The sequence below is a fragment of the Arthrobacter sp. Soil761 genome (assembly GCF_001428325.1).
Taxonomy (GTDB): domain Bacteria; phylum Actinomycetota; class Actinomycetes; order Actinomycetales; family Micrococcaceae; genus Arthrobacter.
Window position 1 is genome coordinate 21,794 of the sequence record NZ_LMSF01000014.1, and the last position, 21,409, is coordinate 43,202.

The window sequence follows — 21,409 nt, forward strand, 5'->3', positions numbered from 1 at the left end:
TGGGGGGACTGCGCGCATCGAAAGGTAGCAATGACCCCGTCCGCCCCGATCGTCCGCACTGTTTCGACGACGTCATCAGCAGCTGTCCTTGCCCTGGCCCTCGGCTTGTTTTCCACCGGTCCCGCGCTGGCTGCAACCGCGGACCCCTCTCCGACGGCAGGCACCCAGGCCCCACCAGACTGCGGTCTTGTCTGCGTGCCCATCCTTGCCGACAACCCCGACCCCGGCCGGCCCCGCAAATCCAAGGAGGCTGCCCAGCCGCCGGCCCAGCCGGCGCCACCCGCCGAGCCTCCCGCCCAGCCACTCCAGCCGCAGCCAACGGAGCCAGCCGCGCAGCCGCAGGCAGGCACTCCCGAACCGGCCGGGCCTCCCGCCACGGCAGCGGAACTCCCGGATGGGTCCGCCACCGGAACCACGTCACCCGCTGCCGGCTACCGGCCGCCGACCGGCCCCTCCAGCGGGGTGGACTGGAACAGCCCGGTCAACCGGACTCCCGGGCCTGCCCGGATGGCTGCCGCTGCTGCCCCTGCCCGTGACGAGGGCCCCGGCGGACCTGCGCTCCTGCCCATCGCCCTTGGAACGCTGCTGGTGGGCGTTTCCGCGGGCGCCTTCGCCTGGTGGAACCGAAACCGGAACCGGCTGCGCTCGCACTGACAGCGTTCACGCCGCCCTGCCCGCTGGCTGTCGCAGGTGTAAGGCAAGATAGGTCTGTGAGCACAGGACCAGGACCCGCAGAACAGACCGCCACCCGAACCGCGGAACCACACGAGCCCGAAGCCGTTCCCACCGAAGCCATCCGCGAGGAATACGAAAACCTCGCGGACCTGGTGCGGAAGTACCGGTTCGCGTACTACCAGGAGGACGCACCCCTGGTTTCGGACGCCGAGTTCGACACCCTCTTCCGCCGCCTCGAGGAGATCGAGGCGCTGCATCCGGAACTGGTGGCCAACGACTCGCCAACGCAGGAAGTGGGCGGCGAAGTATCCGCCGCCTTCGCGCCCGCGGAGCACCTGCAGCGGATGTACAGCCTGGAAGACGTCTTCTCGCTGGACGAGCTTGAGGCCTGGCTCAACCGGGCCGAGGCCAGCATCGAAAAAATCGGGGACGGCGGCACCAAGGCAGCCTGGCTTACCGAACTCAAGATCGATGGCCTTGCTGTCAACCTCCTGTACCGCGACGGCAGACTGGTGAGGGCTGCCACCCGCGGCGATGGAACCACGGGCGAGGACATCACCCACAACCTGCTCACCATCAAGGAAATCCCGCAGGAACTGCGCGGCAGCGGTTTCCCCGCCGAAATGGAGGTGCGCGGGGAGGTCTTCATCCCCTCCAAGGCGTTCGCGGAGTTCAACGAGGCCCTGATCGAAGCCGGTAAGGCACCGCTGGCCAATCCCCGCAACGCGGCCGCCGGCTCCCTGCGGCAGAAGGACCCCGCGGAGACGGCCAAGCGGCCGCTGAAGATGTTCGTCCACGGCATCGGCGCCCGCGAGGGGCTCGCGGCCAGCAGCCAGTCGGAAACATACGGGCTGCTCAAGGAGTGGGGCCTGCCGGTCAGCCCGTACTTCGAGGTGCTGGAGACCAGGGAAGACGTCCTTGGCTTCATCAAGCGCTACGGGGACCAGCGCCACAAGCTGCTCCACGAAATCGACGGCATCGTGATCAAGGTGGACGACTTTGCCACCCAGCGGGCCCTGGGCAACACCACCCGCGTTCCGCGCTGGGCCGTGGCCTACAAGTACCCGCCGGAGGAAGTCCACACCAAGCTGCTGGACATCCAGGTCAACGTGGGCCGAACCGGCCGCGTCACCCCCTACGGGGTCATGGAGCCGGTCAAGGTGGCCGGCTCCACGGTGGAAATGGCCACCCTGCACAACCAGGACGTGGTCAAGGCCAAAGGCGTCAAGATCGGCGACATCGTGGTCCTGCGGAAGGCGGGCGACGTCATCCCCGAAATCGTGGGCCCGGTGCTGGCCCTCCGGGACCAGCAGGACCCGCCCGTGCGGGATTTCGTGATGCCCACCGAATGTCCATCCTGCGGTACTCCGCTGGCCCCGGCCAAGGAGGGGGACGTGGATGTCCGCTGCCCCAACGCCAGGTCCTGCCCGTCGCAGCTTCGTGAGCGGGTGTTCCACGTAGCGGGCCGTGGCGCCTTCGACATCGAGGCCCTGGGCTGGGAAGCGGCCATTGCGCTGACCCAGCCGGCCGAACCCGATGTTCCGCCCCTGGCCTCCGAAGCCGGACTGTTCGACCTCACCCCCGAGGACCTGGCCGGCGTCCGGATCCGGAGGGAGAAGAAAACCAAGGGCGTTCCCACCGGCGAGTACGAGCTGGTGCCGTACTTCTTCAGCAAGGGCACGGCCAAGTCGCCGTCCAAGCCCACCGCCACCACGCAGAAGCTGTTCAAGGAACTCGAAAAGGCCAAGACCCAGCCCCTGTGGCGGGTGCTGGTTGCCCTGTCCATCCGGCACGTGGGCCCGCGGGCGTCCCGGGCCCTGGCCCAGGCGTTCGGCTCCATGGACCGCATCCGGGCAGCGTCGGAGCAGGAGCTGGCCCATGTGGACGGCGTGGGTCCCACCATCGCCGCCGCGCTGAAGGAATGGTTCGCGGAGGACTGGCATCTTGAAATCATCGACCGCTGGGCCGCCGCCGGGGTGCGCATGGAGGACGAACGGGACGAATCCATGCCGCGCACGCTCGAAGGGCTGACGGTGGTGGTCACCGGCTCGCTGCCCAACTTCAGCCGCGACGAGGCCAAGGAGGCCATCCTGCTCCGCGGCGGAAAGGCGGCCGGTTCCGTTTCGAAAAACACCAGTTACGTGGTGGCCGGCGAAAGTGCCGGCAGCAAGCTGGACAAAGCAGAGCAGCTGGGGATTCCAGTGCTGGACGAGGACGGGTTCCGGCAATTGCTCGACGGCGGCCCGGCAGCCCTGGGGGATGCGGCAGCGCCGGGAGCGGACGGGGACGCCAACGGGGAAGCGGCCGTACCGGCCGCAGTGGAGGAGAACGCATGACGTCCGCATCGGAACTGCTGGAGGTCGCCAAACAGGCAGCCGCTGCCGGTGCCAGGGTCCTTTCCGGCCGGGACGGCACCGCGCTGGACGCCAGCAACAAGGGGGCGGCCGGGGACTGGGTGACGGCCTTCGACGTCGCTGCCGAAAACGCGGTGCGGGACGTCATTGCCGCGGCCCGCCCGGGGGACAGCATCACCGGCGAGGAACAGGGCACCACCCGCCCCGCCGATCCCACCGGCCACCGCTGGTCCATCGACCCGCTGGACGGCACCACCAACTTCATCCGCAACATCGTCTACTACGCCACCTCCGTGGCTGTTGCCGACTCCGACGGCGCCTGGCTGGCCGGCGTGGTCAACGCCCCGGCGCTGGGCCGGATCTACTACGCCGCCCGCGGCCGGGGTGCCTGGCTGGAGGAGCGCGGAACCACCACCAGGCTTGAGGGCCCGGTCCCGGGCCGGACCGGGCAGATCCTGGCCACCGGATTCAGTTACGAACCCGGCATCCGCTCCCAGCAGGCTGCCGCCTTCGCCACCCTGATGGATGGATTTGCCGATGTCCGCCGGCTTGGTTCCGCGGCCCTGGACCTGTGCATGGTGGCGGACGGAACGCATGACGCCTACGGCGAGAGGGGCCTGAACGAGCACGATTTCTCGGCCGGGGCGCTGATCGCGGAGGAAGCCGGCTGCTGGGTGCGCAGGCCACGCCTGACCAGCCCGCTCGACGGCGGTCCCACCGATGAGGAGCGGCTCGACGCCTGGACGTGCGCGGCCAGCCTGGAGCTGAGCGGCAAGTTTCCGCTCTAGGCGGCGCGGGAAGCCGGGCCGGCTCTGCAACACTGGCTCTGCAACACCGGCACTGCAACACCGGCACTGCCCACTGGTACTGCACTGGTACTGCACTGGTACCGCTCACCGGTTCTGATAGTTCGATCACGGAAAGCGCGTTTCCGCCGGAACCGGGGCCGGGCCGCCACTACCATTGACGGGTGCAGCAGCAGCCAACCATCCGTCCCGCCGTCGAAGCCGACTTCCCGGCCATCGCCCGGATCACCGGCGACTCCTATCTCTCCGCAGGCTACTTCGACGACCCCGCCCATCCGTACATGGTCAAGATCATGGACGTTGCTGAACGGGCCCAACAGGCCACCATCTGGGTAGCCGAACGGGAGGGAACCATCATCGGCTCCGTCACGCTGGCGCTCGCCGGGGAACCCTACGCGGACATTGCCCTGCCGGACGAGCTGGAATTCCGCATGCTGGTAGTGGACCCTGCCGTCCAGCGCAGCGGCGCCGGCCGGGCCATGGTGGAGGCAATCATCGATTATGCCCGTACCCTTCCGGGCATCCGCGCGGTGGCCCTGACCACGGGGAAAGACTGGGAAAGCGCGCACGGCCTGTACCGCAGGACCGGCTTCCACCGGGTGGCTGAACGGGACTGGTTCGTTCCCGGAACCGACACAAAACTGCTGGTTTACCGGCGCGACCTGTAGCAGCCCTACAGTGGTGGCGACCCATTCCAGCTTTGAAAGGCCACCCATGCGCAAAACCTTCGGCAGCGGATCCGTCTGGGAACAGACCCTCGGCTACTCCCGTGCCGTCCAGGTGGACGACACCCTCTACATTTCCGCAACCGCGGCAAGCGGTGACGACGGGATCGTGGGGGACGACTTCTACACCCAGACCCAGTACATCCTGCAGAAACTCGGCAAGGTCCTGGCCGACGCCGGCTTCGGCTACGAGGACGTGGTGCAGTCCAAGCTGTACCTGACGGACATCAGCAAATGGGAAGAGGCCGGCCGGGCGCACGGCGAGGTGTTCGGTGACATCCGCCCCACCCTCTCCCTGGTCCACGTGCTGCCGTTCCTGGATCCGAAGATGCTTGTCGAGATCGAACTCGTCGCCCAGAAAGCTGCCTGACGCTCTCCCTGGACTACCGCGCCGGCAGGCCGTACCGGTGTTCCGGCCTGCCGGTGGTGCCGTAGCGGAGCTGGATGTCCACCGCGCCGTCGTCGGCCAGGGAGGACAGGTACCGCTGGGCGGTTGCCCGGGAGACGCCCACCCGGGAGGCCACTTCCGCGGCCGAGTACTGCTCACCGGGGGCCAGGGACTCCAGCACTGCCGCTTCGGTGGCGGAGCGGGGTTTCGACGACGGCGTGACATCACCCGGAATCAGGGAACGTTTTGCACGTTCCACCGCCTCCTGGTCCAGTGCCCCCGGCTGGCCCAGGAGGCGCCGGTACCGGGCATAGGAGCGCAGCTGCTGGGACAGCGACTCCGCAGTGAAGGGCTTGAGCAGGTATCCCAGCGCTCCCCGGCGGAACGCCACCCCGAGGGACGAGGCATCGGAGGCGGCGCTGAGGATGATGGTGTCCACATCCAGTTGCTGCAGCAGGTCCAGGCCCGATGCATCCGGCAGGTACACGTCCAGCAGCACCAGGTCCGGCCGCAGGCTGTGGATGGCCTGCAGTGCCAGGGAGGCAGTGCCCACGGGCGCCAGCGCCAGGAACCCTGCCACCGAGTCGACATACGTTGCGTGGAGCTTGGCCACATGGAAGTCGTCGTCCACGATCAGGACCCGAAAATCGTCAGCCATTCTCATCCTTTCCGGCTGCCCCCGGGGTTGCGGCGGCGGGCTTTCCCGCCGTCGTCTGCGGAAGGGTCGCCATGAACACGGCGCCCGGCCCGCCCTTGGTTCCGCGCTCCAGCACTTTCACGTCGCCGCCGCGGCGCCGTGCCAGCTGGCGCGCGAGAGCCAGTCCGAAGCCCTGTCCGCCACCTGCCCGGACAGGGCCGGAGGCCGTGGTGAAACCCTCGGCAAACACGCCCTCCGCGTCTGTGCCTTCTGCCAGCCCGTCACCCGAGTCCGCCACCACGATATGCAGCGTTCCGCCGTCGTCGGCCGGCTCATCCAGGACCTCAAGCTCAACCCAGCGCTCCGTTGATGACCCGGCAACGGCGGCGTTGACGGCGTTGTCGATCAGGTTGCCCAGCACCGTGGTCACGTCCTGGGCTTCGGTGACCTGCCCCCTGACCAGGGTCTCCGGGCCGATGCGGAGCGCAACGCCGCGCTCGTCCGCCTCCACGCCCTTGGCGCCGACGAAGGCCTGGAGATACGGGTCCTGTAACAGTTCCGCCTGGTCCACCGGGAACTTCAGCGGACCGGTGGCGGCCAACCGGGCAAGGTAGTCCCGTGCCTCCTGGTGCTGCCCGATGCCCAGGAAGCCGGCCAGGGTGTGCAGCTGGTTGGCGAACTCGTGCCGCTGGGCACGCAGTGCGGTGGACATGGTTCCCACGGCGTCCAACTGGCGGGTCAGCTGCTGCAGCTCGGTGCGGTCCCGCAGCATGATCACCCAGCCCAGGTCCTCCCGGCGGTGCAGCGCCTTGCGGGCGTTCGCCACCAGGACCCGGCCACCGGCCACCAGTTCCAGCGCATCCACGGCCGGACCGGCGGAGTTTGCAGCAGTCACGGCGCCTGGAACTGCCACAGCGCCTGGAACTGCCACAGTGCCTGGAACTGCCACAGTGCCTGGAACTGCCACAGCGCCTGGAACTGCCACAGCGCCGGCCGCGGTCCGCGTAAGGGACTTCAGCTGCTCCGGAACCGGGGCATCCTCCCAGCGGGTGCCGGACAGATCCGGCAACTCCAGCAGGCGCTGCGCCGCGGCGTTGAAGACGCTCACCCGGCCGTCGGCACTGACGCCGATGACGCCGTCGTCCACGCCCTGCAGCACCGCCACCTGGTCGTGGACCAGCGTGCTGATCTCTTCCGGCTCCAGGCCAAGGGTGAGCCGCTGCAGGCGGCGGCGCAGCAGGAAGGACCCCAGGATCCCGGCCAGCAGGGCACCCGCGGCCGTCAGCGCCACCGGCCCGATGTCGCGGGCCACGCTCTGGGCCACCGTCTCCATGGAGTAGCCCACGCTCACCTCACCCACCACCGTGGTGCTGCCGGGCGCATACACGGGAACCTTGGCGCCCGCGGAGGGGCCCAGGGTCCCGGTGTTCCGGGTGGTGATTTCCTGGCCGGACAGCGCCTCGGACGGGTCCGTGCTGACTTTCTCACCCAGCCGCTGGGGATCGGGATGGGCCAGCCTGATCCCGGTTTCGTCGGTGATCACCACGAACAGCGCTCCGGTCCGGGTCCGCGCTGCCTCGGCTGCTGACTGGAGCGGCCCGGCCAGAAGCTCGCCGGGCGGGGGAGTGCCGGGCTGGTCACTGATGGCCAGCACGTCGGCCCTGACCTGCGGATCCGAGGCAACGGTGCGCGCCAGCGTCAGGGCCTGGTTTTCGGCGTCGCTGCCAACCCGGTCGTACGTCAGCCAGGCATGTACGGTGGCGCTGAGCAGCACCACCAGCAGCACCACCGCCAGCTGCAGCAGCAGCGTCTGGGTGGAAAACCGCAGCGGCGGCCGGGGCACGGAACGCTGCATTCATCCTCCTTGACGGTGTATTGGCAGTGTATTGGCAGGGGTGTGTTTGCGTAGGTGCGGGTGCGGCCGAGCCGGTGGTTTCAGCGCGCCGGCCCGTGAGCACAATGAGCAAAATGCTCCCAATAAGCAGTATGCCAATCAATTGAGCCAAAGGCACTGCCGTGACGGACGCCACCCTAAAGTCTGTAGCACGCATCACAACGCTGTGGTGCTGTTCACAAGAAGGAGCCGGCTGTGCTGGTAATACTTGGATTCGCCATGATCGCGGTATTCATGGTGCTGATCATGACGAAGAAGTTGACGCCAGTGCTGGCGTTGATCATTGTCCCTACTGTTTTTGGCCTTTTTGCCGGTGCCGGCCTCGGCATCGGCGACATGGTGATGGACTCCATGAAGTCCATGACCTCCACCGCGGCGCTGCTGATGTTCGCCATCATCTACTTCGGCCTGATGATCAACGTCGGGCTCTTTGACCCGCTGGTGAAGTTCATCCTCCGCAAGCTGGGCAACGACCCCGCCAAGGTTGTCCTGGGCACCGCCATCCTGGCGGCCGCCGTGTCGCTGGATGGCGACGGGTCCACCACGTTCATCCTCACCACGGCCGCCATGCTGCCGGTCTACCTGCGCCTCAAGATGAGCCCCGTGGTCCTCACCTGCGTGGCCGGCCTGGCCAACGGCACCATGAACATCCTGCCGTGGGGCGGCCCCACCGCCCGCGCCGCTACCGCCCTGAGGATCGACGTCAATGACGTATTCGTCCCCATGATCCCGTCCCTGGTGGCCGGCCTGGTGGTCGTGTTCGCCTTCGCCTGGCTGCTGGGCCTGCAGGAGCGCAACCGCCTCCGTGCCACCGCTCCGGAAATCTGGGGCGTCCCGGAGACGGCGGCAGGCTTTGACGGAATGTCCGACGGCGGTGCCTCCGCCGGCGGAACCGGCGGCACGGGTGCCGGAACCGGCCGCGGACGCCAGGGCAACCCCGGCGGAGCAGCCCCCGCCGTCGACGGCTCCCCGGCAGGATCGTCCGTGGCCGTACTGGACCGCGCCGACACCCTCATTGAGGACAGCGGCGCCGGACTCACCGACACCGCCCTTGACCCGAACCGCTCCACCCTTCGCCCCAAGCTGTTCTGGTTCAACCTGGCCCTGACCGTCGCCGTCATGGTGGTGCTCGTAGCCAACATCATCCCGCTGCCGTTCGTCTTCATGGTGGGCGCCGCGGTCGCCCTGCTGGTCAACTTCCCCAAGGTCAAGGACCAGGGCGCCCAGCTGATCGCCCACGCCCCCTCCATCGTTGCCGTCGTCAGCATGGTCATGGCCGCAGCCGTCCTCACCGGCGTCCTCAAGGGCACCGGCATGGTGGAAGCGATGTCCGCATGGCTCGTCCAGATCATCCCGTCCTCCATGGGCCCGTTCATGGCGGTCATCACCGGCATCCTGAGCATCCCCATGACGTTCTTCATGAGCAACGACGCCTTCTACTTCGGCGTCCTGCCGGTGCTGAGCGAGACCGCCGCCCACTACGGCGTTGGCGCCGCTGACATGGCCCGTGCCTCCATCACCGGCCAGCCGTTCCACCTGCAGAGCCCGCTGGTCCCTGCCATCCTGCTGCTGGTTTCGCTGGCCAAGGTGGACCTCGGTGACCACCACAAGAAGGTCCTGTGGCGCACTGCCGTCATCTCCCTGGTAATGCTCGGCGTCGGGCTGCTGACTGGAGCCATTGGTATCGGTTAGTCTTTAGCTGCCCGCGCTCCTGTCCCCGAGGCAGGACCGGGTAGGTAAGGTGCCCGTCTGACGCCCGCTGGGGGCCGTCAGACGGGCATCTGCGTTTCCGCACTAGAATGGATCGGAAAACAATCCGAACTTTGCAGGGGAGATCCATGGCTGCGATCAACCGTGACGACGTCGCGCATCTCGCGCGGCTCGCTCACATCGAGATGAGTGCCGAAGAGCTGGACAGGATGGCCGGCGAGCTCGCCGTCATCGTCGATTCGGTCAAGTCCGTCAGTGAGGCCGCCGGGGATGACGTCCCGGCCACGTCCCACCCCATTCCGCTCACCAACGTGTTCCGCGAGGACGTTGTTGGACACACCTTCACGGCGGAACAGGCACTCTCCGGCGCCCCGGATTCCGATGACAACCGTTTCAAGGTCCCGGCCATCCTGGATGAGGCATAACCATGACTGAACACAACACCGCCGGCACCAGCGCCGACACCCTGATCCGGCTGTCCGCCGCGCAGCTGGCCGAAAAGCTCCACGCCGGCGAGGTGACCGCCGTCGAAGTTACCCAGGCCTACCTGGACCGCATCGCCGCCGTCGACGGCAAGGTCAACGCCTTCCTGCACGTCAACGCCGAGGAAGCGCTCGCCGTCGCCGCCGAGGTGGACGCCATCCGCGCCGCCGGCGGTGCTGAGGCCCAGGCCCTGCACGTCCTGGCCGGCGTCCCCATCGCCGTCAAGGACCTCATCGTCACCATCGGCCAGCCCACCACTGCAGGGTCCAAAATCCTCGAAGGCTGGCACAGCCCGTACGACGCCACCGTGGTGGAGCGCCTGCGCGCCGCGAAGATGCCCATCCTTGGCAAGACCAACCTGGACGAATTCGCCATGGGCTCCTCCACCGAGCACTCGGCCTACGGCCCCACCCGCAACCCCTGGGATCTGGACCGGATCCCCGGCGGCTCCGGCGGTGGCTCGGCTGCGGCGGTTGCCGCCTTCGAAGCGCCTCTCGCCCTGGGAACGGACACCGGTGGCTCCATCCGCCAGCCCGGTGCCGTCACGGGAACCGTTGGGGTGAAGCCCACCTACGGCAGCGTCTCCCGCTACGGTGCCATCGCCATGGCCTCCTCGCTGGACCAGATCGGCCCGGTCACCCGCACCGTGCTGGACTCCGCCCTGCTGCACCAGGTCATCGGCGGCCACGATCCCCGCGACTCCACGTCGCTGCCGGACCCCTTGGCAGACCTCGTGGCTGCCGCGAAGACCGGCAACGTCGATGGCCTGCGGATCGGCATCATCAAGGAACTTCACGGCGAGGGCTACCAGGCCGGCGTCGAAAACCGCTTCAACGACGCCCTGGAGCTGCTCAAGGAAGCCGGCGCGGAGATCGTGGAGGTCTCCTGCCCCAACTTCCAGTACGCCCTGGGCGCCTACTACCTGATCATGCCGTCCGAGGCCTCCTCCAACCTGGCCAAGTTCGACGGCGTCCGGTACGGCCTGCGCGTCCTCCCCGAGGACGGGCCCATGACCATTGAACGCGTCATGGGTGCCACCCGCGCCGCCGGGTTCGGCGACGAGGTCAAGCGCCGCATCATCCTGGGCACCTACGCCCTGTCCGCCGGCTACTACGACGCCTACTACGGCTCGGCCCAGAAGGTCCGCACCCTGGTGCAGCGGGACTTTGACGCCGCCTTTGAACAGGCCGACGTCCTGATTTCACCCACCGCCCCCACCACGGCCTTCCCGCTGGGGGAAAAGCTGGACGATCCGCTGGCCATGTACCTGAACGACGTCGCCACCATCCCCGCCAACCTGGCAGGTGTTCCCGGCCTGTCACTGCCCGGCGGCCTGGCCGACGAGGACGGACTTCCCGTCGGCATCCAGCTGCTGGCCCCGGCCCGCGAGGACGCCCGCCTCTACCGGGTTGGCGCGGTCCTCGAATCGCTGCTCGAAGCCAAGTGGGGCGGCCCGCTGCTGGCACAGGCTCCCGACCTTGCCGCAGCCGGTACCCTCGAAGCCCAGGAGGCAAAATAATGAACACCGAGGCAATCCTGAGCTTCGAAGAGGCCATGGAGAAGTACGACCCCGTCCTGGGCTTTGAGGTCCACGTGGAGCTCAACACCAAGACCAAGATGTTCTCCTCCGCACCCAACGTTTTCGGCGACGAGCCCAACACCAACGTCAACGAGGTGGACCTGGGCATGCCCGGCGTGCTGCCCGTGGTCAACAAGACGGCGGTGGAGTCCTCCATCAAGATCGGCCTGGCGCTGAACTGCAAGATCGCCGAATCGTGCCGCTTTGCCCGGAAGAACTACTTCTACCCGGACACCCCCAAGAACTTCCAGACCTCCCAGTACGACGAGCCCATCGCGTACGACGGCTACCTGGACGTGGAACTGGAAGACGGCACCGTGTTCCGCGTGGAGATCGAGCGCGCTCACATGGAGGAGGACGCCGGAAAGCTGACCCATATGGGCGGTGCCACCGGCCGCATCCACGGCGCCGACTTTTCGCTGGTGGACTACAACCGCGCCGGCGTCCCGCTGGTGGAAATCGTCACCAAGCCCATCGAGGGCGCCGGCTCCCGCGCCCCGGAACTGGCCAAGGCCTACGTGGCCGCCATCCGCGAGATCGTCAAGAACCTTGGCGTCTCCGATGCCCGCATGGAACGCGGCAACGTGCGGTGCGACGCCAACGTCTCGCTCCGCCCGCACGGCCGGGAACGGTTCGGTATCCGGTCCGAAACCAAGAACGTGAACTCGCTGCGCGCCGTCGAGCACGCCGTCCGCTACGAGATCCAGCGCCACGCCGCCGTCCTGGACTCCGGCAATCCCGTGGTCCAGGAGACCCGGCACTGGCACGAGGACACCCGCACCACCACGTCGGGCCGGCCCAAGTCGGACGCGGACGACTACCGCTACTTCCCGGAACCGGACCTGGTCCCCGTGGTGGCGTCCCGTGAATGGGTGGAGGAACTGCGCGCCACGCTGCCGGAACCGCCGGCCGAGCGCCGCAAGCGGCTCAAGGCCGACTGGGGCTACTCTGACCTGGAATTCCGCGACGTGGTGAACGCCGGCGTCCTGGACGAGATTGAGGAAACCATCGCGGCCGGCGCGTCCGCGTCCGTGGCCCGCAAGTGGTGGATGGGCGAGATCGTGGGCCGCGCCAAGGCCGCCGACGTCGACCCCGGCCAGCTGGGCGTCCAGCCTGCCACCATCGTGGAGCTCAACCGCATGGTGGAGGCCGGCAAGATCAACAACAAGATGGCAACGGAAGTGCTGGACGGCGTGCTCGCCGGCGAAGGCACCCCCGAAGAGATCGTCGAGAAGCGCGGACTCGCCGTGGTTTCCGACGACGGCCCCCTCCTGGAAGCCATCGATGCCGCACTCGCTGCCCAGCCCGACGTCGCGGACAAGATCCGCGGCGGCAAGGTCCAGGCCATCGGCGCCATCGTGGGCGGGGTCATGAAGGCCACCCGCGGGCAGGCTGACGCCGCCCGCGTCCGGGAACTGATCCTGGAGAAGCTGGGCGTCACCGTCTAGCACTCCCATACCCAACTGGGTCGCAGCAGATGTCGTTTTGAGCGCTGATAACGACATTAACTGCGACCCAGTTGGGCTTTAAGTACTCAGGTGCCGCCGACTGAAAGTACCCGTGGCTGCGCCGTCCGCGGCGGACTTACACTTGAGCCCACGGGGCGCTGGTGCCCCGGCGGCGTGCGGGAGGAACAACCATGGTGGCAAGGGAACCGATGAGGGCGCGCAAGGCATTGCTTGCCGGGGCAGTGGCACTGGCGTTGACGGGTACAGGGACGGCCCTGGCGTGGTCCGCCACGGGCACGCCGACGCCGTCGCCCTCGCAAACGGCACCAGGCAAAGACACCGCGCCCGGCAAAGACACGGCACCAGGCAAAGACACGGCACCAGGCAAAGACACTGCACCCGGCCAGCAGGACAAGAAGGACCAACAGGACAAGCAGGACAAGAAGGCCCAGCGTCCGCAGGCACTCCACGGCGAGGGCGTGGTCAAGAACGCCGACGGCACGTTCCAGACCGTCCTGGAACAGCGTGGGACGGTGGAATCGGTCAGCGATTCGGCCATCACCGTCAAGAGCGAGGACGGCTACTCCCAGACCTACGCCGTCAACGCCGATACCAGGATCACCATGTTTCCAACAGGCGACGACGGTAAGCGGCTTAAGCCGACGGACGGAACCACCGCAGACATCGCCGCCGGGGACACAGTACGCATCTCCGGCACCAAGGACGGGGACAAGGCAGCAGCAAAACGGATCGTGAAGGGTGCCGGTGACGGGCCTGGCCTTGGATTGGGACGCGGCCACGGCCTTGGACACAAGATGGGCAAGGGGAACCACCAGGACGACGAAGGGGCATAGCGTCCGGTTGCCCCTTGAGCTGCCCCTCCAGCGCGGGTTGAGCCCAGGTCAGCCCTGCCGCACCAGCCCGGCCATGATGTCCTCCAGCGCCTCGCAGACCATCACCACCGCCCGCCGTTTCAGGTTTTCCGGCCTGGCCAGCAGGTCTATCCTGCGGCGCGTGCTGATGCCTTCCAGGGGCCGCAGCACAATGCCCGGATTCAGGACCGGCCCTGCCGTGTACCTGGGCAGCAGCCCCACCACGCCGCCCGCGGCCACGAGCGCCGCCACCGTGAAGTAGTCGTTGATGCGGTGGACGATGTTTGGCTCCCGGCTGGACACGGCAGCGACGGCAGACAGGACATCGGCGGGGGAGTAGCCGGGGTGGCTGGTCACCCAGGCCTCGGCGCCGACGTCGTCCGCCGTGACCGTATCTTTTTGGGCCAACGGGTGGCCGGCGGGCAGTGCCACGTCCAGGGGCTCGTGCGCCAGCGGGATCACGGCCACGCGTTCCGCGGGCCAGCGGGGACTGTGGTCCATGCGGTGCGCCAGGACCAGGTCGTACCGGGCGGTGAGGGCAGGGAAGTCCTGCTGGGCAACATCCTCATCGGACAGTTCGATCCGCGGGTGTTCCGGCCGGTCCAGCATCCGTGCCAGCGGCGCGAACAGCGCCTGCCCGGCACTGTGGAAGCCGCTGAGCGTCACCCGGCCAGCCGGCGAGTGGTGGTAGGTGCCCAGGGCTCCGCGGGCGTCGGCCATGGCGCTGACGACGGCGGCGCCTGCGTCGGCGAGCACTTGGCCGGCTTCCGTAAGCACCAGGTTCCGGCCCTCCTTGCGTGTCAGCGGCACCTCGACTGTTCGCTGCAGGTGGGCCAGTTGCTGCGAGACCGCAGACGGGGTCACCATGAGGGTGTCTGCTACGGCCTTCACGCTCCCCAGGGCGCCCAGTTCACGCAGGATCTCCAGCTGATGTATCTCCACCACGCCAGTCTAATCATTAGCAATTCCTAAATCGTTGATTGAGAAAATTCCTGTTGTGCTAACGCTTCGCCGAGGCTTCAATGAGGAGGACAAGACCTCAGATCTGAATGCCAAGAAGTAAGGACGCCAATGAAGGCCCTGTACAAGCCCGGCCCGCAGGCCGGATTCGAACTCGTCGACAGGCCCGAGCCGGAGGCCGGTCCGGCGGACGTGAAGATCCGGGTCATGACCACCGGGATCTGCGGCACGGACCTGCACATCCAGTCCTGGGACTCCTGGGCCCAGGGGATCATCGAAGCGCCCCTCATCGCCGGCCACGAGTTCTACGGCGAAGTGGTGGAGGTGGGCGAAGACGTCCGCGAAGTCAAGGTTGGCGACAGGGTGTCCGGGGAAGGCCACGTGGTGTGCGGCATTTGCCGGAACTGCCGCGCAGGACGCCGCCAGATGTGCATCCACACGGTCAGCGTGGGGGTCCAGCGCGACGGGGCTTTCGCCGAGTACGTGGTGATCCCCGAGACCAACGCGTGGGTCCACCACGACCCCTCCGTCACGCCCGAACTTGGCGCCATCTTCGACCCCTTCGGCAACGCCGTGCACACCGCACTGAGCTTCCCGCTGGTGGGGGAGGACGTCCTCATCACCGGGGCCGGCCCCATTGGCCTGATGGCAGTCGCCGTCGCCCGCCACGCCGGAGCCCGCAAGATCGCCATCACCGACGTCTCCCGGCCCCGGCTGGACCTGGCCCGGCAGCTCGGGGCCGACCTCGCCATCGATGTCTCCACCACCCGGGTCCGCGACGCCCAGCGCGAGCTCGGCATGCGCGAAGGCTTCGACGTCGGAATGGAAATGTCCGGCCACCCCTCCGCCCTGCCTGAGATGATCGACAACATGAACCACGGCGGCCGGATCGCCATGCTGGGGCTGCCCAGCCAGGAAATCATCATCGACTGGGGCAAAGTGGTCACCCACATGCTGACCCTGAAGGGCATCTATGGCCGGGAGATGTACGAAACCTGGTACGCCATGAGCGCCATGCTCTCATCCAACCCCGTGCTCCATGCGGGCATCTCCGCCGTGGTCACGGACACGCTTTCCGCCACGGACTGGGAGAAGGGCTTCGACATTGCCCGCAGCGGCGTGGGCGGCAAAGTAGTCCTCGACTGGACCCGACTGTAAGGAAACCCATGTACACCTCCATCAAGGACCAGCTTCGCGACGAGCTGGAGGAAATCCGCACCGCCGGGCTCTACAAGACCGAACGCAGCATCAGCTCGCCGCAGTCCAGCCACATCACCGCCGGACAGATCGGCGCGCCGGGTGCCGACGTGCTGAACTTCTGCGCCAACAACTACCTGGGCCTGGCCGACCACCCGGACATCATCAATGCCGCCAAAGCCGCCATGGACGAGCGCGGCTTCGGCATGGCCAGTGTCCGTTTCATCTGCGGAACCCAGGACCTGCACCTCAAACTCGAGGCCAGGGTTTCCGCTTTCCTGGGCACCGAGGACACCATCCTGTTCTCAAGCTGCTTCGACGCCAATGGCGGCGTCTTCGAATCCCTCTTCGGGTCCGAGGATGCGGTCATTTCGGACGCCCTCAACCACGCTTCCATCATCGACGGCATCCGGCTGTGCAAGGCGCGCCGCTATCGCTACGCCAACCAGGACATGGCCGAGCTCGAGGCCCGCCTGCAGGAGGCGCAGGACGCCCGCCGGAAGATCATCGTCACCGACGGCGTGTTTTCAATGGACGGCTACCTGGCTCCGCTGGAGGCCATCTGCGACCTCGCCGAAAAGTACGGCGCCCTGGTGATGGTGGACGACTCCCACGCCGTGGGCTTCATGGGCGCCACCGGCGCGGGCACCCCCGAACACGCCGGCGTGTCCTCCCGCGTGGACATCTACACCGGCACCTTCGGCAAGGCCCTGGGCGGGGCGTCAGGCGGCTACGTGTCCGGCCGCAGGGAGATCATTGCCATGCTGCGGCAGAAGGCGCGCCCCTACCTGTTCTCCAACTCGGTGGCTCCCGCCATTGTGGCCGCCACCCTCAAGGCTCTGGACCTGGTGGAAAACTCGGGCGACCTGCGCCGCCGTCTCTTCGAAAACGCCGAACTGTTCCGCCGCCACATGACCGGGGAGGGTTTCGACCTGCTGCCCGGCGAACACGCCATCGTGCCGGTGATGTTCGGCGATGCCGTGATGGCCGCCAAGGTTGCCGACCTCATGCTTCAGCACGGCGTCTTCGTCACCGCCTTCAGCTTCCCCGTGGTTCCGCGCGGTGCCGCGAGGATCCGGGTGCAGCTGTCCGCCGCCCATTCAGCGGACGACGTCGAAGCGTGCGTTCGTGCCTTCGTCGCCAGCCGCGCCGAGGCAGCAGCCTGACGAAAGTTCCACCGGCCACGAACTCTGCAAGGATGGACGGATGGCAGCACATTACGATGTCCTGATCGTGGGCGGCGGCATTGCCGGCCTGTCCCTGGCCTCCGCGCTGGCCGGCCGCTGCAGCGTGGCACTGGTGGAGGCGGAGCAGGAGCTGGCGTACCACACGTCCTCCCGCTCCGCCCGGCAGCTGATCCCGAGCTACGGCCCTCCCGTGGTGCAGGAACTCACGCTCCGGACCTTGGAACTGATCGCGGCGCGGGACGCGGAACTGCCGGAACCGGTCCTGACGCCGCGCAGCTTCATGCTGATCGGCTCCGAGGCCGATGTTGCCGCGGAATCCAGCGGGCACATGCAGCCCATCGCCGTTGACCGCGCGCTTGAGCTGTGCCCGGCCCTGCTCCCGGGAACCTTCGCCGCCGCCGGACTGGATACTGGCTCGTTTGGCTGCAACGCGCCCCTGCTCCTGGACACGCACCGCAAGCAGGCACTCGAGGCCGGAGCCGATATCATCACCGGCGCACGGGTGCATTCGGCGCAACGGCTGGGTTCCGGATGGCAGGTAGGTGCCGGGGCCGAGGGCTTTGAAGCCGGCGTCCTGGTCAATGCAGCCGGGGCATGGGCTGATGAGCTCGCAGTGATCAGCGGCGTCGAGAAGCTGGGGCTGCAGCCGTACCGGCGCACTGCGGCGATTGCCGCCGTCGAACGCCCCCTGCCTGCCGCCACCCCGATGGTGGCGGCAGCGGACAATACCTTCTACTTCCGCACTGACGGTGACGACGTCCTGGTTTCGCCGTCCGAAACCGTGCCCAGTGGCCCCGAGGACGCGCGGCCCCGGCCAGGCGACGTGGAGCGCCTGGTGGAAAAGCTGAACTCCATCACCAGCCTGGGAATCACGGGAATCCGCCGCGCCTGGACCGGCCTGCGCACTGAGGCCGCCGACGGGGTTCCGGTGGCGGGCTTCGATGCCGAAGCCCCCGGCTTCTACTGGCTCGTGGGGCAGGGCGGCTACGGCTTCCAGACATCCGCTGCGATGGCTGAGCTGGCGGCTGACCAGATCCTCGCCGGCCAGGGAGCGTCCGGAGGTGCCGCCGCCGACGGTCCGGAATCCCGGACAGCGCGGGCCCTTGCTGCCAGCCGCTGGTCCATCCGACGCTGAAGAATGGTTCAATGAGCACCCTGATCACCAATATTGCCGAGCTGATGACCCAGGACCTTGAACACCGGGTCCTGAAGGACGCGGCGGTAGTGGTCGAGGGCGAACGGATCTCGTGGATCGGCGCCGCGGCCGAGGCCCCGGCGGCGGACGAAGCCATCGACGCCGGCGGCCGCGCCATGCTCCCCGGATGGGTGGACTCCCACAGCCACCTGCTGTTCGCCGGGGACCGTACCGCGGAATTCGAAGCACGGATGGCGGGGGAGGCGTACGCTGCCGGAGGCATCGCCGTCACCATGAACGCCACGCGTGCCACGTCGGACTTTGACCTCACCCGCCTGGCCATGGGCCGGGTTGCCGAGGCAGTCGCGCAGGGGACCACTTACCTGGAAACGAAGACCGGCTACGGCCTGGATATCGGGAACGAGGCCCGCAGCGCGCGTATCGCCGCCGGCGTGGCGGACCAGGTGACCTACCTGGGCGCCCACCTGGTTCCTGCCGGACAGGACCCGGAGGAGTACACAGACCTGGTCTGCGGACCGATGCTTGATGCCGTCCGCCCCTACGTCCAGTGGGCCGACGTTTTCTGCGAGGAGGGCGCGTTTACAGCCGAACAGTCCCGCCGCGTGCTGACGGCCTGCCGCGACGCCGGACTGGGCCTGCGCGTGCACGGCAACCAGCTGGGTGAGGGCCCCGGCGTGCAGCTTGCCGTGGAGATGGCTGCCGCCAGCGTGGACCACGTCAACTACCTGGCCGGGCAGGACGTGAAGTCCCTTGCGGCTTCCTGGTCCGGGTGGGACCCCGCCACCGGCACAGGCGAGCGGGGCACTGTGGCCACCTGCCTCCCGGCCTGCGACCTCTCAACCCGCCAGCCGCTGGCCCCAGCCCGCACGCTTCTCGACGCCGGTGTGCAGGTGGCGCTCGCTTCCAACTGCAATCCCGGAACGTCGTATACAAGTTCCATGGCATTCTGCGTCACCACCGCCGTCCTCCAGATGCACTTGAGCGTGCATGAGGCCGTCCGCGCCGCCACCTATGGCGGCGCACTGGCGTTGCACAAGGAAAGCGGGCGCGATGCGGATGGTGAACGCGCCGTGGGGTCCATCGCCGTCGGGCACCGCGCCGACCTGCACCTGCTCAACGCCCCGTCCGCAACGCATCTCGCTTACCGTCCCGGCATGCCATTGACGTACGCTGTGTGGCGGGCCGGAGCCAGGGAGCGGTAGGTCCATACCGTTTTTTGATTGTTCCTGACTGTTTTCCTTGAGTTATAATCAGGAAACGTCATCGATCGTGGTGGCTGATGTACGGAAAGGCCCCGCTTGCATGACGCGCACTGACCGGCTGACCGCGATTCTTGACCTGCTGGCCAGAACCGGCCAGGTGGAGGTCGACGAGATTGTCAGCACCCTCAACGTATCCCCGGCCACCGCTCGGCGTGACCTGGACAGCCTCGCCAAACGCCGGCTGCTGACGCGTACCCGCGGCGGCGCCACCACCGGTGCCCTGGCCTACGACCTCCCCGGCCGCTACAACCGCGACGACCACGCCGCAGCCAAGGAACAAATCGCGCAGTGCGCCTCGGCGCTGATCCGGCCCGGCGCTGTGATTGGCCTGTGCGGAGGGACCACCAGCACAGCGCTCGCCCAGATCCTGGCCACCCGGGAAGACCTGAACGCCCCCTCCAACCAGCCCACCCTCACCGTGGTTACCAATGCCATCAACATCGCGGGCCAGTTGGCCGTACGGCCCAACATCAAGGTGATGGTGACCGGTGGAATCCTCAACCCGCGGTCCTATGAACTGGTGGGACCCTATACGGACATCATCATGCAGAAGGTGGTGCTGGACATCGCCTTCATCGGCGTCAACGGCATCGATCCCGAAGTCGGGCCCACCAACACGGGGGAGGGGGAGGCCTCCGTCAATGCGCTGCTGGCCAGCAGGGCCAGGGTGTCCTACGTCCTGGCCGATTCCTCCAAAGTGGGCGTGCGGGCCTTCGCCACCATGGACGGCTACAACTTCACCCGGCTGATCACCGATGCCGGCATCTCGCCCCGCGACAAGGCTGCCTTTGAAGCCAACGGCACGGAAGTGATTGTCGCGCCCGCCTGACCCGAACTGCCGGCACCGGGCTCCTCCGGCGGCGCACCGCTGCCCGCTTACGACTGCGGACACCAGCCGCTCCATCAGGCCGGATCCAGAAACTGAAGGCAAGATGGGAACATGCTGGTTCCCTCCCGCCGTCGCCTTCGGCTCGAAGTATGGATCGTCCTGGGCCTGTCCCTGGGCCAGTCGGCTGTCTACTCCGTGGTGCAGCTGCTGGACAAGATGACACGTGCCCCGCTTGCCGAGGGCACGTCCACCCTGAACCGCTCCCAGAGCACCCGCGAATACTTCGACCTCACATATCAGCTGCTGGACATCATCTTTGCGCTGGTGCCCGTGCTGCTGGTCTTCTACTTCCTGACGGACCAGCGCCAGGCAGTGCCGGGCGAGGCGGGCAACTCCCGCTCTGCCTTTCAGAAACTGGGGTTCAATTTTGCCCGGCCCGGCAGGGATCTGCTCCAGGGCCTCGGACTGGCTGGACTGATCGGCATACCCTCGCTGGGTCTCTATGCGGCCGGCCGGGCGCTCGGAATTACCACCGCCATCATCCCCAGCGCCCTGGATGCCTATTGGTGGACCGTGCCTGTGCTCATCCTGTCCGCCATGCGGCACGCCGTGCTTGAGGAAGTCATTGTGGTGGGCTACCTTTTGGACCGCTTTGGCAAGTTCGGCTGGAGCATGCCGCTGGCCATTGCGGCGAGCTCCGTGCTGCGCGGCAGCTACCACCTTTACCAAGGCTTTGGTCCCTTCATTGGCAACGCCGTGATGGGCGTGGTCTTTGCCTGGCTGTACACCCGGACCCGCCGGGTCATGCCACTGGTCATCGCCCACGCCCTGCTGGATATCGTGGCCTTCGTTGGCTTCAGCCTGTTCGGCAAAGCCATGGGGTTGGGGTAGGACCCGGGACACCAGCCTGCGCGGCTCCAGCCATGCTTGTTGCTGTCACATCAGCGTCAGCAGCAACGGCCAGTCTGCTTGTGGGTCTGGTGGCAACACGAAGGGTTTCGCGTAGAAGTCGTCCCAGAGGGCATCAGCAGCGAAAAGGTCCTCCGGGTCCAGCAGGTTGTCGCCGTCGGGTTCCTCCACTTCCGGTTCTTCCATTTCCGGTTCCGGCCAGGCTGGAACGGCGGCAAGCGGCACTATTCCTGGCGGCCGGTGGGTTGGTTGGGGGTCGTGGTGTTCGGGGTTGTAGTGGCGGCCGGTGGGTGAGGTCCAGCCGGGCGGTCCGTTGTTGGTGGCGGGGTCGGGGGTCC

19 protein-coding genes and 1 pseudogene are annotated in these 21,409 nt (G+C 67.4%); 16 read left to right on the top strand and 4 right to left on the bottom strand.

The features are described 5' to 3' along the window. Positions 1–30: 30 nt before the first annotated feature. From ASG79_RS11150 to ASG79_RS11170, 5 genes are all read left to right on the top strand, one after another. Positions 31–654, top strand: a complete 624-nt coding sequence (locus ASG79_RS11150; RefSeq protein WP_056390975.1) for a hypothetical protein — start codon at positions 31–33, stop codon at positions 652–654. A gap of 56 nt (positions 655–710) precedes the next feature. Then, positions 711–3,011, top strand: coding sequence for an NAD-dependent DNA ligase LigA (gene ligA, locus ASG79_RS11155; RefSeq protein ID WP_056390978.1), 2,301 nt, complete (start codon positions 711–713; stop codon positions 3,009–3,011). Then, positions 3,008–3,817 carry an inositol monophosphatase family protein gene (locus ASG79_RS11160; protein WP_056390981.1) on the top strand — a complete coding sequence of 270 codons (810 nt, stop codon included), beginning with the start codon at positions 3,008–3,010 and terminating at the stop codon, positions 3,815–3,817. Before ligA ends, ASG79_RS11160 begins: the two co-directional genes overlap by 4 nt. A 182-nt stretch (positions 3,818–3,999) precedes the next feature. After that, positions 4,000–4,503, top strand: a complete 504-nt coding sequence (locus tag ASG79_RS11165; protein ID WP_018771888.1) for a GNAT family N-acetyltransferase — start codon at positions 4,000–4,002, stop codon at positions 4,501–4,503. A gap of 46 nt (positions 4,504–4,549) precedes the next feature. After that, positions 4,550–4,930: a RidA family protein gene (locus ASG79_RS11170; RefSeq protein ID WP_056390984.1), complete on the top strand. Its 381-nt coding sequence runs from the start codon at positions 4,550–4,552 to the stop codon at positions 4,928–4,930. A gap of 13 nt (positions 4,931–4,943) precedes the next feature. Here the strand turns inward: ASG79_RS11170 and ASG79_RS11175 are convergent, their stop codons facing one another. Continuing rightward, positions 4,944–5,606, bottom strand: a complete 663-nt coding sequence (locus tag ASG79_RS11175; protein WP_056390987.1) for a response regulator — start codon at positions 5,604–5,606, stop codon at positions 4,944–4,946. After that, on the bottom strand, positions 5,599–7,440 hold the full coding sequence (locus tag ASG79_RS11180; protein WP_056390989.1) for an ATP-binding protein: 1,842 nt from the start codon (positions 7,438–7,440) through the stop codon (positions 5,599–5,601). The genes ASG79_RS11175 and ASG79_RS11180 overlap by 8 nt, the downstream gene beginning before the upstream one ends. 234 nt (positions 7,441–7,674) lie before the next feature. On the opposite strand from ASG79_RS11180, the gene ASG79_RS11185 reads away from it, so the two are divergent. From ASG79_RS11185 to ASG79_RS11205, 5 genes are all read left to right on the top strand, one after another. Then, a complete protein-coding gene (locus ASG79_RS11185) occupies positions 7,675–9,171 on the top strand; it encodes a CitMHS family transporter (protein WP_056390992.1) in 1,497 nt (498 codons plus the stop codon). A gap of 146 nt (positions 9,172–9,317) precedes the next feature. After that, the gene (gene gatC / locus ASG79_RS11190; RefSeq protein ID WP_043455998.1) at positions 9,318–9,614 is read left to right on the top strand and encodes an Asp-tRNA(Asn)/Glu-tRNA(Gln) amidotransferase subunit GatC; all 297 of its coding nucleotides are present in this window, start codon (positions 9,318–9,320) and stop codon (positions 9,612–9,614) included. Between the two features lie 2 nt (positions 9,615–9,616). After that, the gene (gene gatA, locus ASG79_RS11195; protein WP_018771893.1) at positions 9,617–11,191 is read left to right on the top strand and encodes an Asp-tRNA(Asn)/Glu-tRNA(Gln) amidotransferase subunit GatA; all 1,575 of its coding nucleotides are present in this window, start codon (positions 9,617–9,619) and stop codon (positions 11,189–11,191) included. Further along, entirely contained in the window at positions 11,191–12,699 is a 1,509-nt protein-coding gene (gene gatB / locus ASG79_RS11200) for an Asp-tRNA(Asn)/Glu-tRNA(Gln) amidotransferase subunit GatB (protein ID WP_018771894.1), read from the top strand. The genes gatA and gatB overlap by 1 nt, the downstream gene beginning before the upstream one ends. Before the next feature lie 191 nt (positions 12,700–12,890). Next, positions 12,891–13,553, top strand: a complete 663-nt coding sequence (locus tag ASG79_RS11205; RefSeq protein WP_056390996.1) for a DUF5666 domain-containing protein — start codon at positions 12,891–12,893, stop codon at positions 13,551–13,553. Between the two features lie 48 nt (positions 13,554–13,601). Here ASG79_RS11205 and ASG79_RS11210 read toward each other — a convergent pair whose 3' ends face one another. Next, entirely contained in the window at positions 13,602–14,513 is a 912-nt protein-coding gene (locus tag ASG79_RS11210) for a LysR family transcriptional regulator (protein WP_018771896.1), read from the bottom strand. 129 nt (positions 14,514–14,642) lie between these two features. Here ASG79_RS11210 and tdh point away from each other — a divergent pair, with 129 nt between their 5' ends. The 6 genes from tdh to ASG79_RS11240 all read left to right on the top strand — a co-directional run bounded on the left by tdh (position 14,643) and on the right by ASG79_RS11240 (position 21,053). Next, positions 14,643–15,689, top strand: a complete 1,047-nt coding sequence (gene tdh / locus ASG79_RS11215; RefSeq protein WP_056390999.1) for an L-threonine 3-dehydrogenase — start codon at positions 14,643–14,645, stop codon at positions 15,687–15,689. 8 nt (positions 15,690–15,697) lie between these two features. Next, positions 15,698–16,894, top strand: coding sequence for a glycine C-acetyltransferase (locus ASG79_RS11220; protein WP_056391002.1), 1,197 nt, complete (start codon positions 15,698–15,700; stop codon positions 16,892–16,894). Positions 16,895–16,934: 40 nt separating this feature from the next. Continuing rightward, a complete protein-coding gene (locus ASG79_RS11225) occupies positions 16,935–18,050 on the top strand; it encodes an NAD(P)/FAD-dependent oxidoreductase (RefSeq protein WP_056391005.1) in 1,116 nt (371 codons plus the stop codon). A gap of 11 nt (positions 18,051–18,061) precedes the next feature. Then, positions 18,062–19,273: an imidazolonepropionase gene (gene hutI / locus ASG79_RS11230; protein WP_056391009.1), complete on the top strand. Its 1,212-nt coding sequence runs from the start codon at positions 18,062–18,064 to the stop codon at positions 19,271–19,273. 100 nt (positions 19,274–19,373) lie between these two features. Next, positions 19,374–20,162: a DeoR/GlpR family DNA-binding transcription regulator gene (locus ASG79_RS11235; protein ID WP_056391012.1), complete on the top strand. Its 789-nt coding sequence runs from the start codon at positions 19,374–19,376 to the stop codon at positions 20,160–20,162. A 111-nt stretch (positions 20,163–20,273) separates the two neighbouring features. Further along, a complete protein-coding gene (locus ASG79_RS11240; RefSeq protein ID WP_056391015.1) occupies positions 20,274–21,053 on the top strand; it encodes a CPBP family intramembrane glutamic endopeptidase in 780 nt (259 codons plus the stop codon). A 45-nt stretch (positions 21,054–21,098) separates the two neighbouring features. Here the strand turns inward: ASG79_RS11240 and ASG79_RS23730 are convergent. Further along, a pseudogene (locus ASG79_RS23730) lies at positions 21,099–21,409 on the bottom strand (HNH endonuclease); the annotation flags it as partial.

What these genes read in the sequence shown, in the direction of transcription:
- ASG79_RS11150 (WP_056390975.1), top strand. Translation starts at nt 31, where the DNA reads ATGACCCCGTCCGCCCCGATCGTCCGCACTGTTTCGACGACGTCATCA.
- ASG79_RS11160 (WP_056390981.1), top strand. Translation starts at nt 3,008, where the DNA reads ATGACGTCCGCATCGGAACTGCTGGAGGTCGCCAAACAGGCAGCCGCT.
- ASG79_RS11170 (WP_056390984.1), top strand. Translation starts at nt 4,550, where the DNA reads ATGCGCAAAACCTTCGGCAGCGGATCCGTCTGGGAACAGACCCTCGGC.
- ASG79_RS11175 (WP_056390987.1), bottom strand. Translation starts at nt 5,606, where the DNA reads ATGGCTGACGATTTTCGGGTCCTGATCGTGGACGACGACTTCCATGTG.
- ASG79_RS11180 (WP_056390989.1), bottom strand. Translation starts at nt 7,440, where the DNA reads ATGCAGCGTTCCGTGCCCCGGCCGCCGCTGCGGTTTTCCACCCAGACG.
- gatC (WP_043455998.1), top strand. Translation starts at nt 9,318, where the DNA reads ATGGCTGCGATCAACCGTGACGACGTCGCGCATCTCGCGCGGCTCGCT.
- gatA (WP_018771893.1), top strand. Translation starts at nt 9,617, where the DNA reads ATGACTGAACACAACACCGCCGGCACCAGCGCCGACACCCTGATCCGG.
- gatB (WP_018771894.1), top strand. Translation starts at nt 11,191, where the DNA reads ATGAACACCGAGGCAATCCTGAGCTTCGAAGAGGCCATGGAGAAGTAC.
- ASG79_RS11205 (WP_056390996.1), top strand. Translation starts at nt 12,891, where the DNA reads ATGGTGGCAAGGGAACCGATGAGGGCGCGCAAGGCATTGCTTGCCGGG.
- tdh (WP_056390999.1), top strand. Translation starts at nt 14,643, where the DNA reads ATGAAGGCCCTGTACAAGCCCGGCCCGCAGGCCGGATTCGAACTCGTC.
- ASG79_RS11220 (WP_056391002.1), top strand. Translation starts at nt 15,698, where the DNA reads ATGTACACCTCCATCAAGGACCAGCTTCGCGACGAGCTGGAGGAAATC.
- ASG79_RS11225 (WP_056391005.1), top strand. Translation starts at nt 16,935, where the DNA reads ATGGCAGCACATTACGATGTCCTGATCGTGGGCGGCGGCATTGCCGGC.
- hutI (WP_056391009.1), top strand. Translation starts at nt 18,062, where the DNA reads ATGAGCACCCTGATCACCAATATTGCCGAGCTGATGACCCAGGACCTT.
- ASG79_RS11235 (WP_056391012.1), top strand. Translation starts at nt 19,374, where the DNA reads ATGACGCGCACTGACCGGCTGACCGCGATTCTTGACCTGCTGGCCAGA.
- ASG79_RS11240 (WP_056391015.1), top strand. Translation starts at nt 20,274, where the DNA reads ATGCTGGTTCCCTCCCGCCGTCGCCTTCGGCTCGAAGTATGGATCGTC.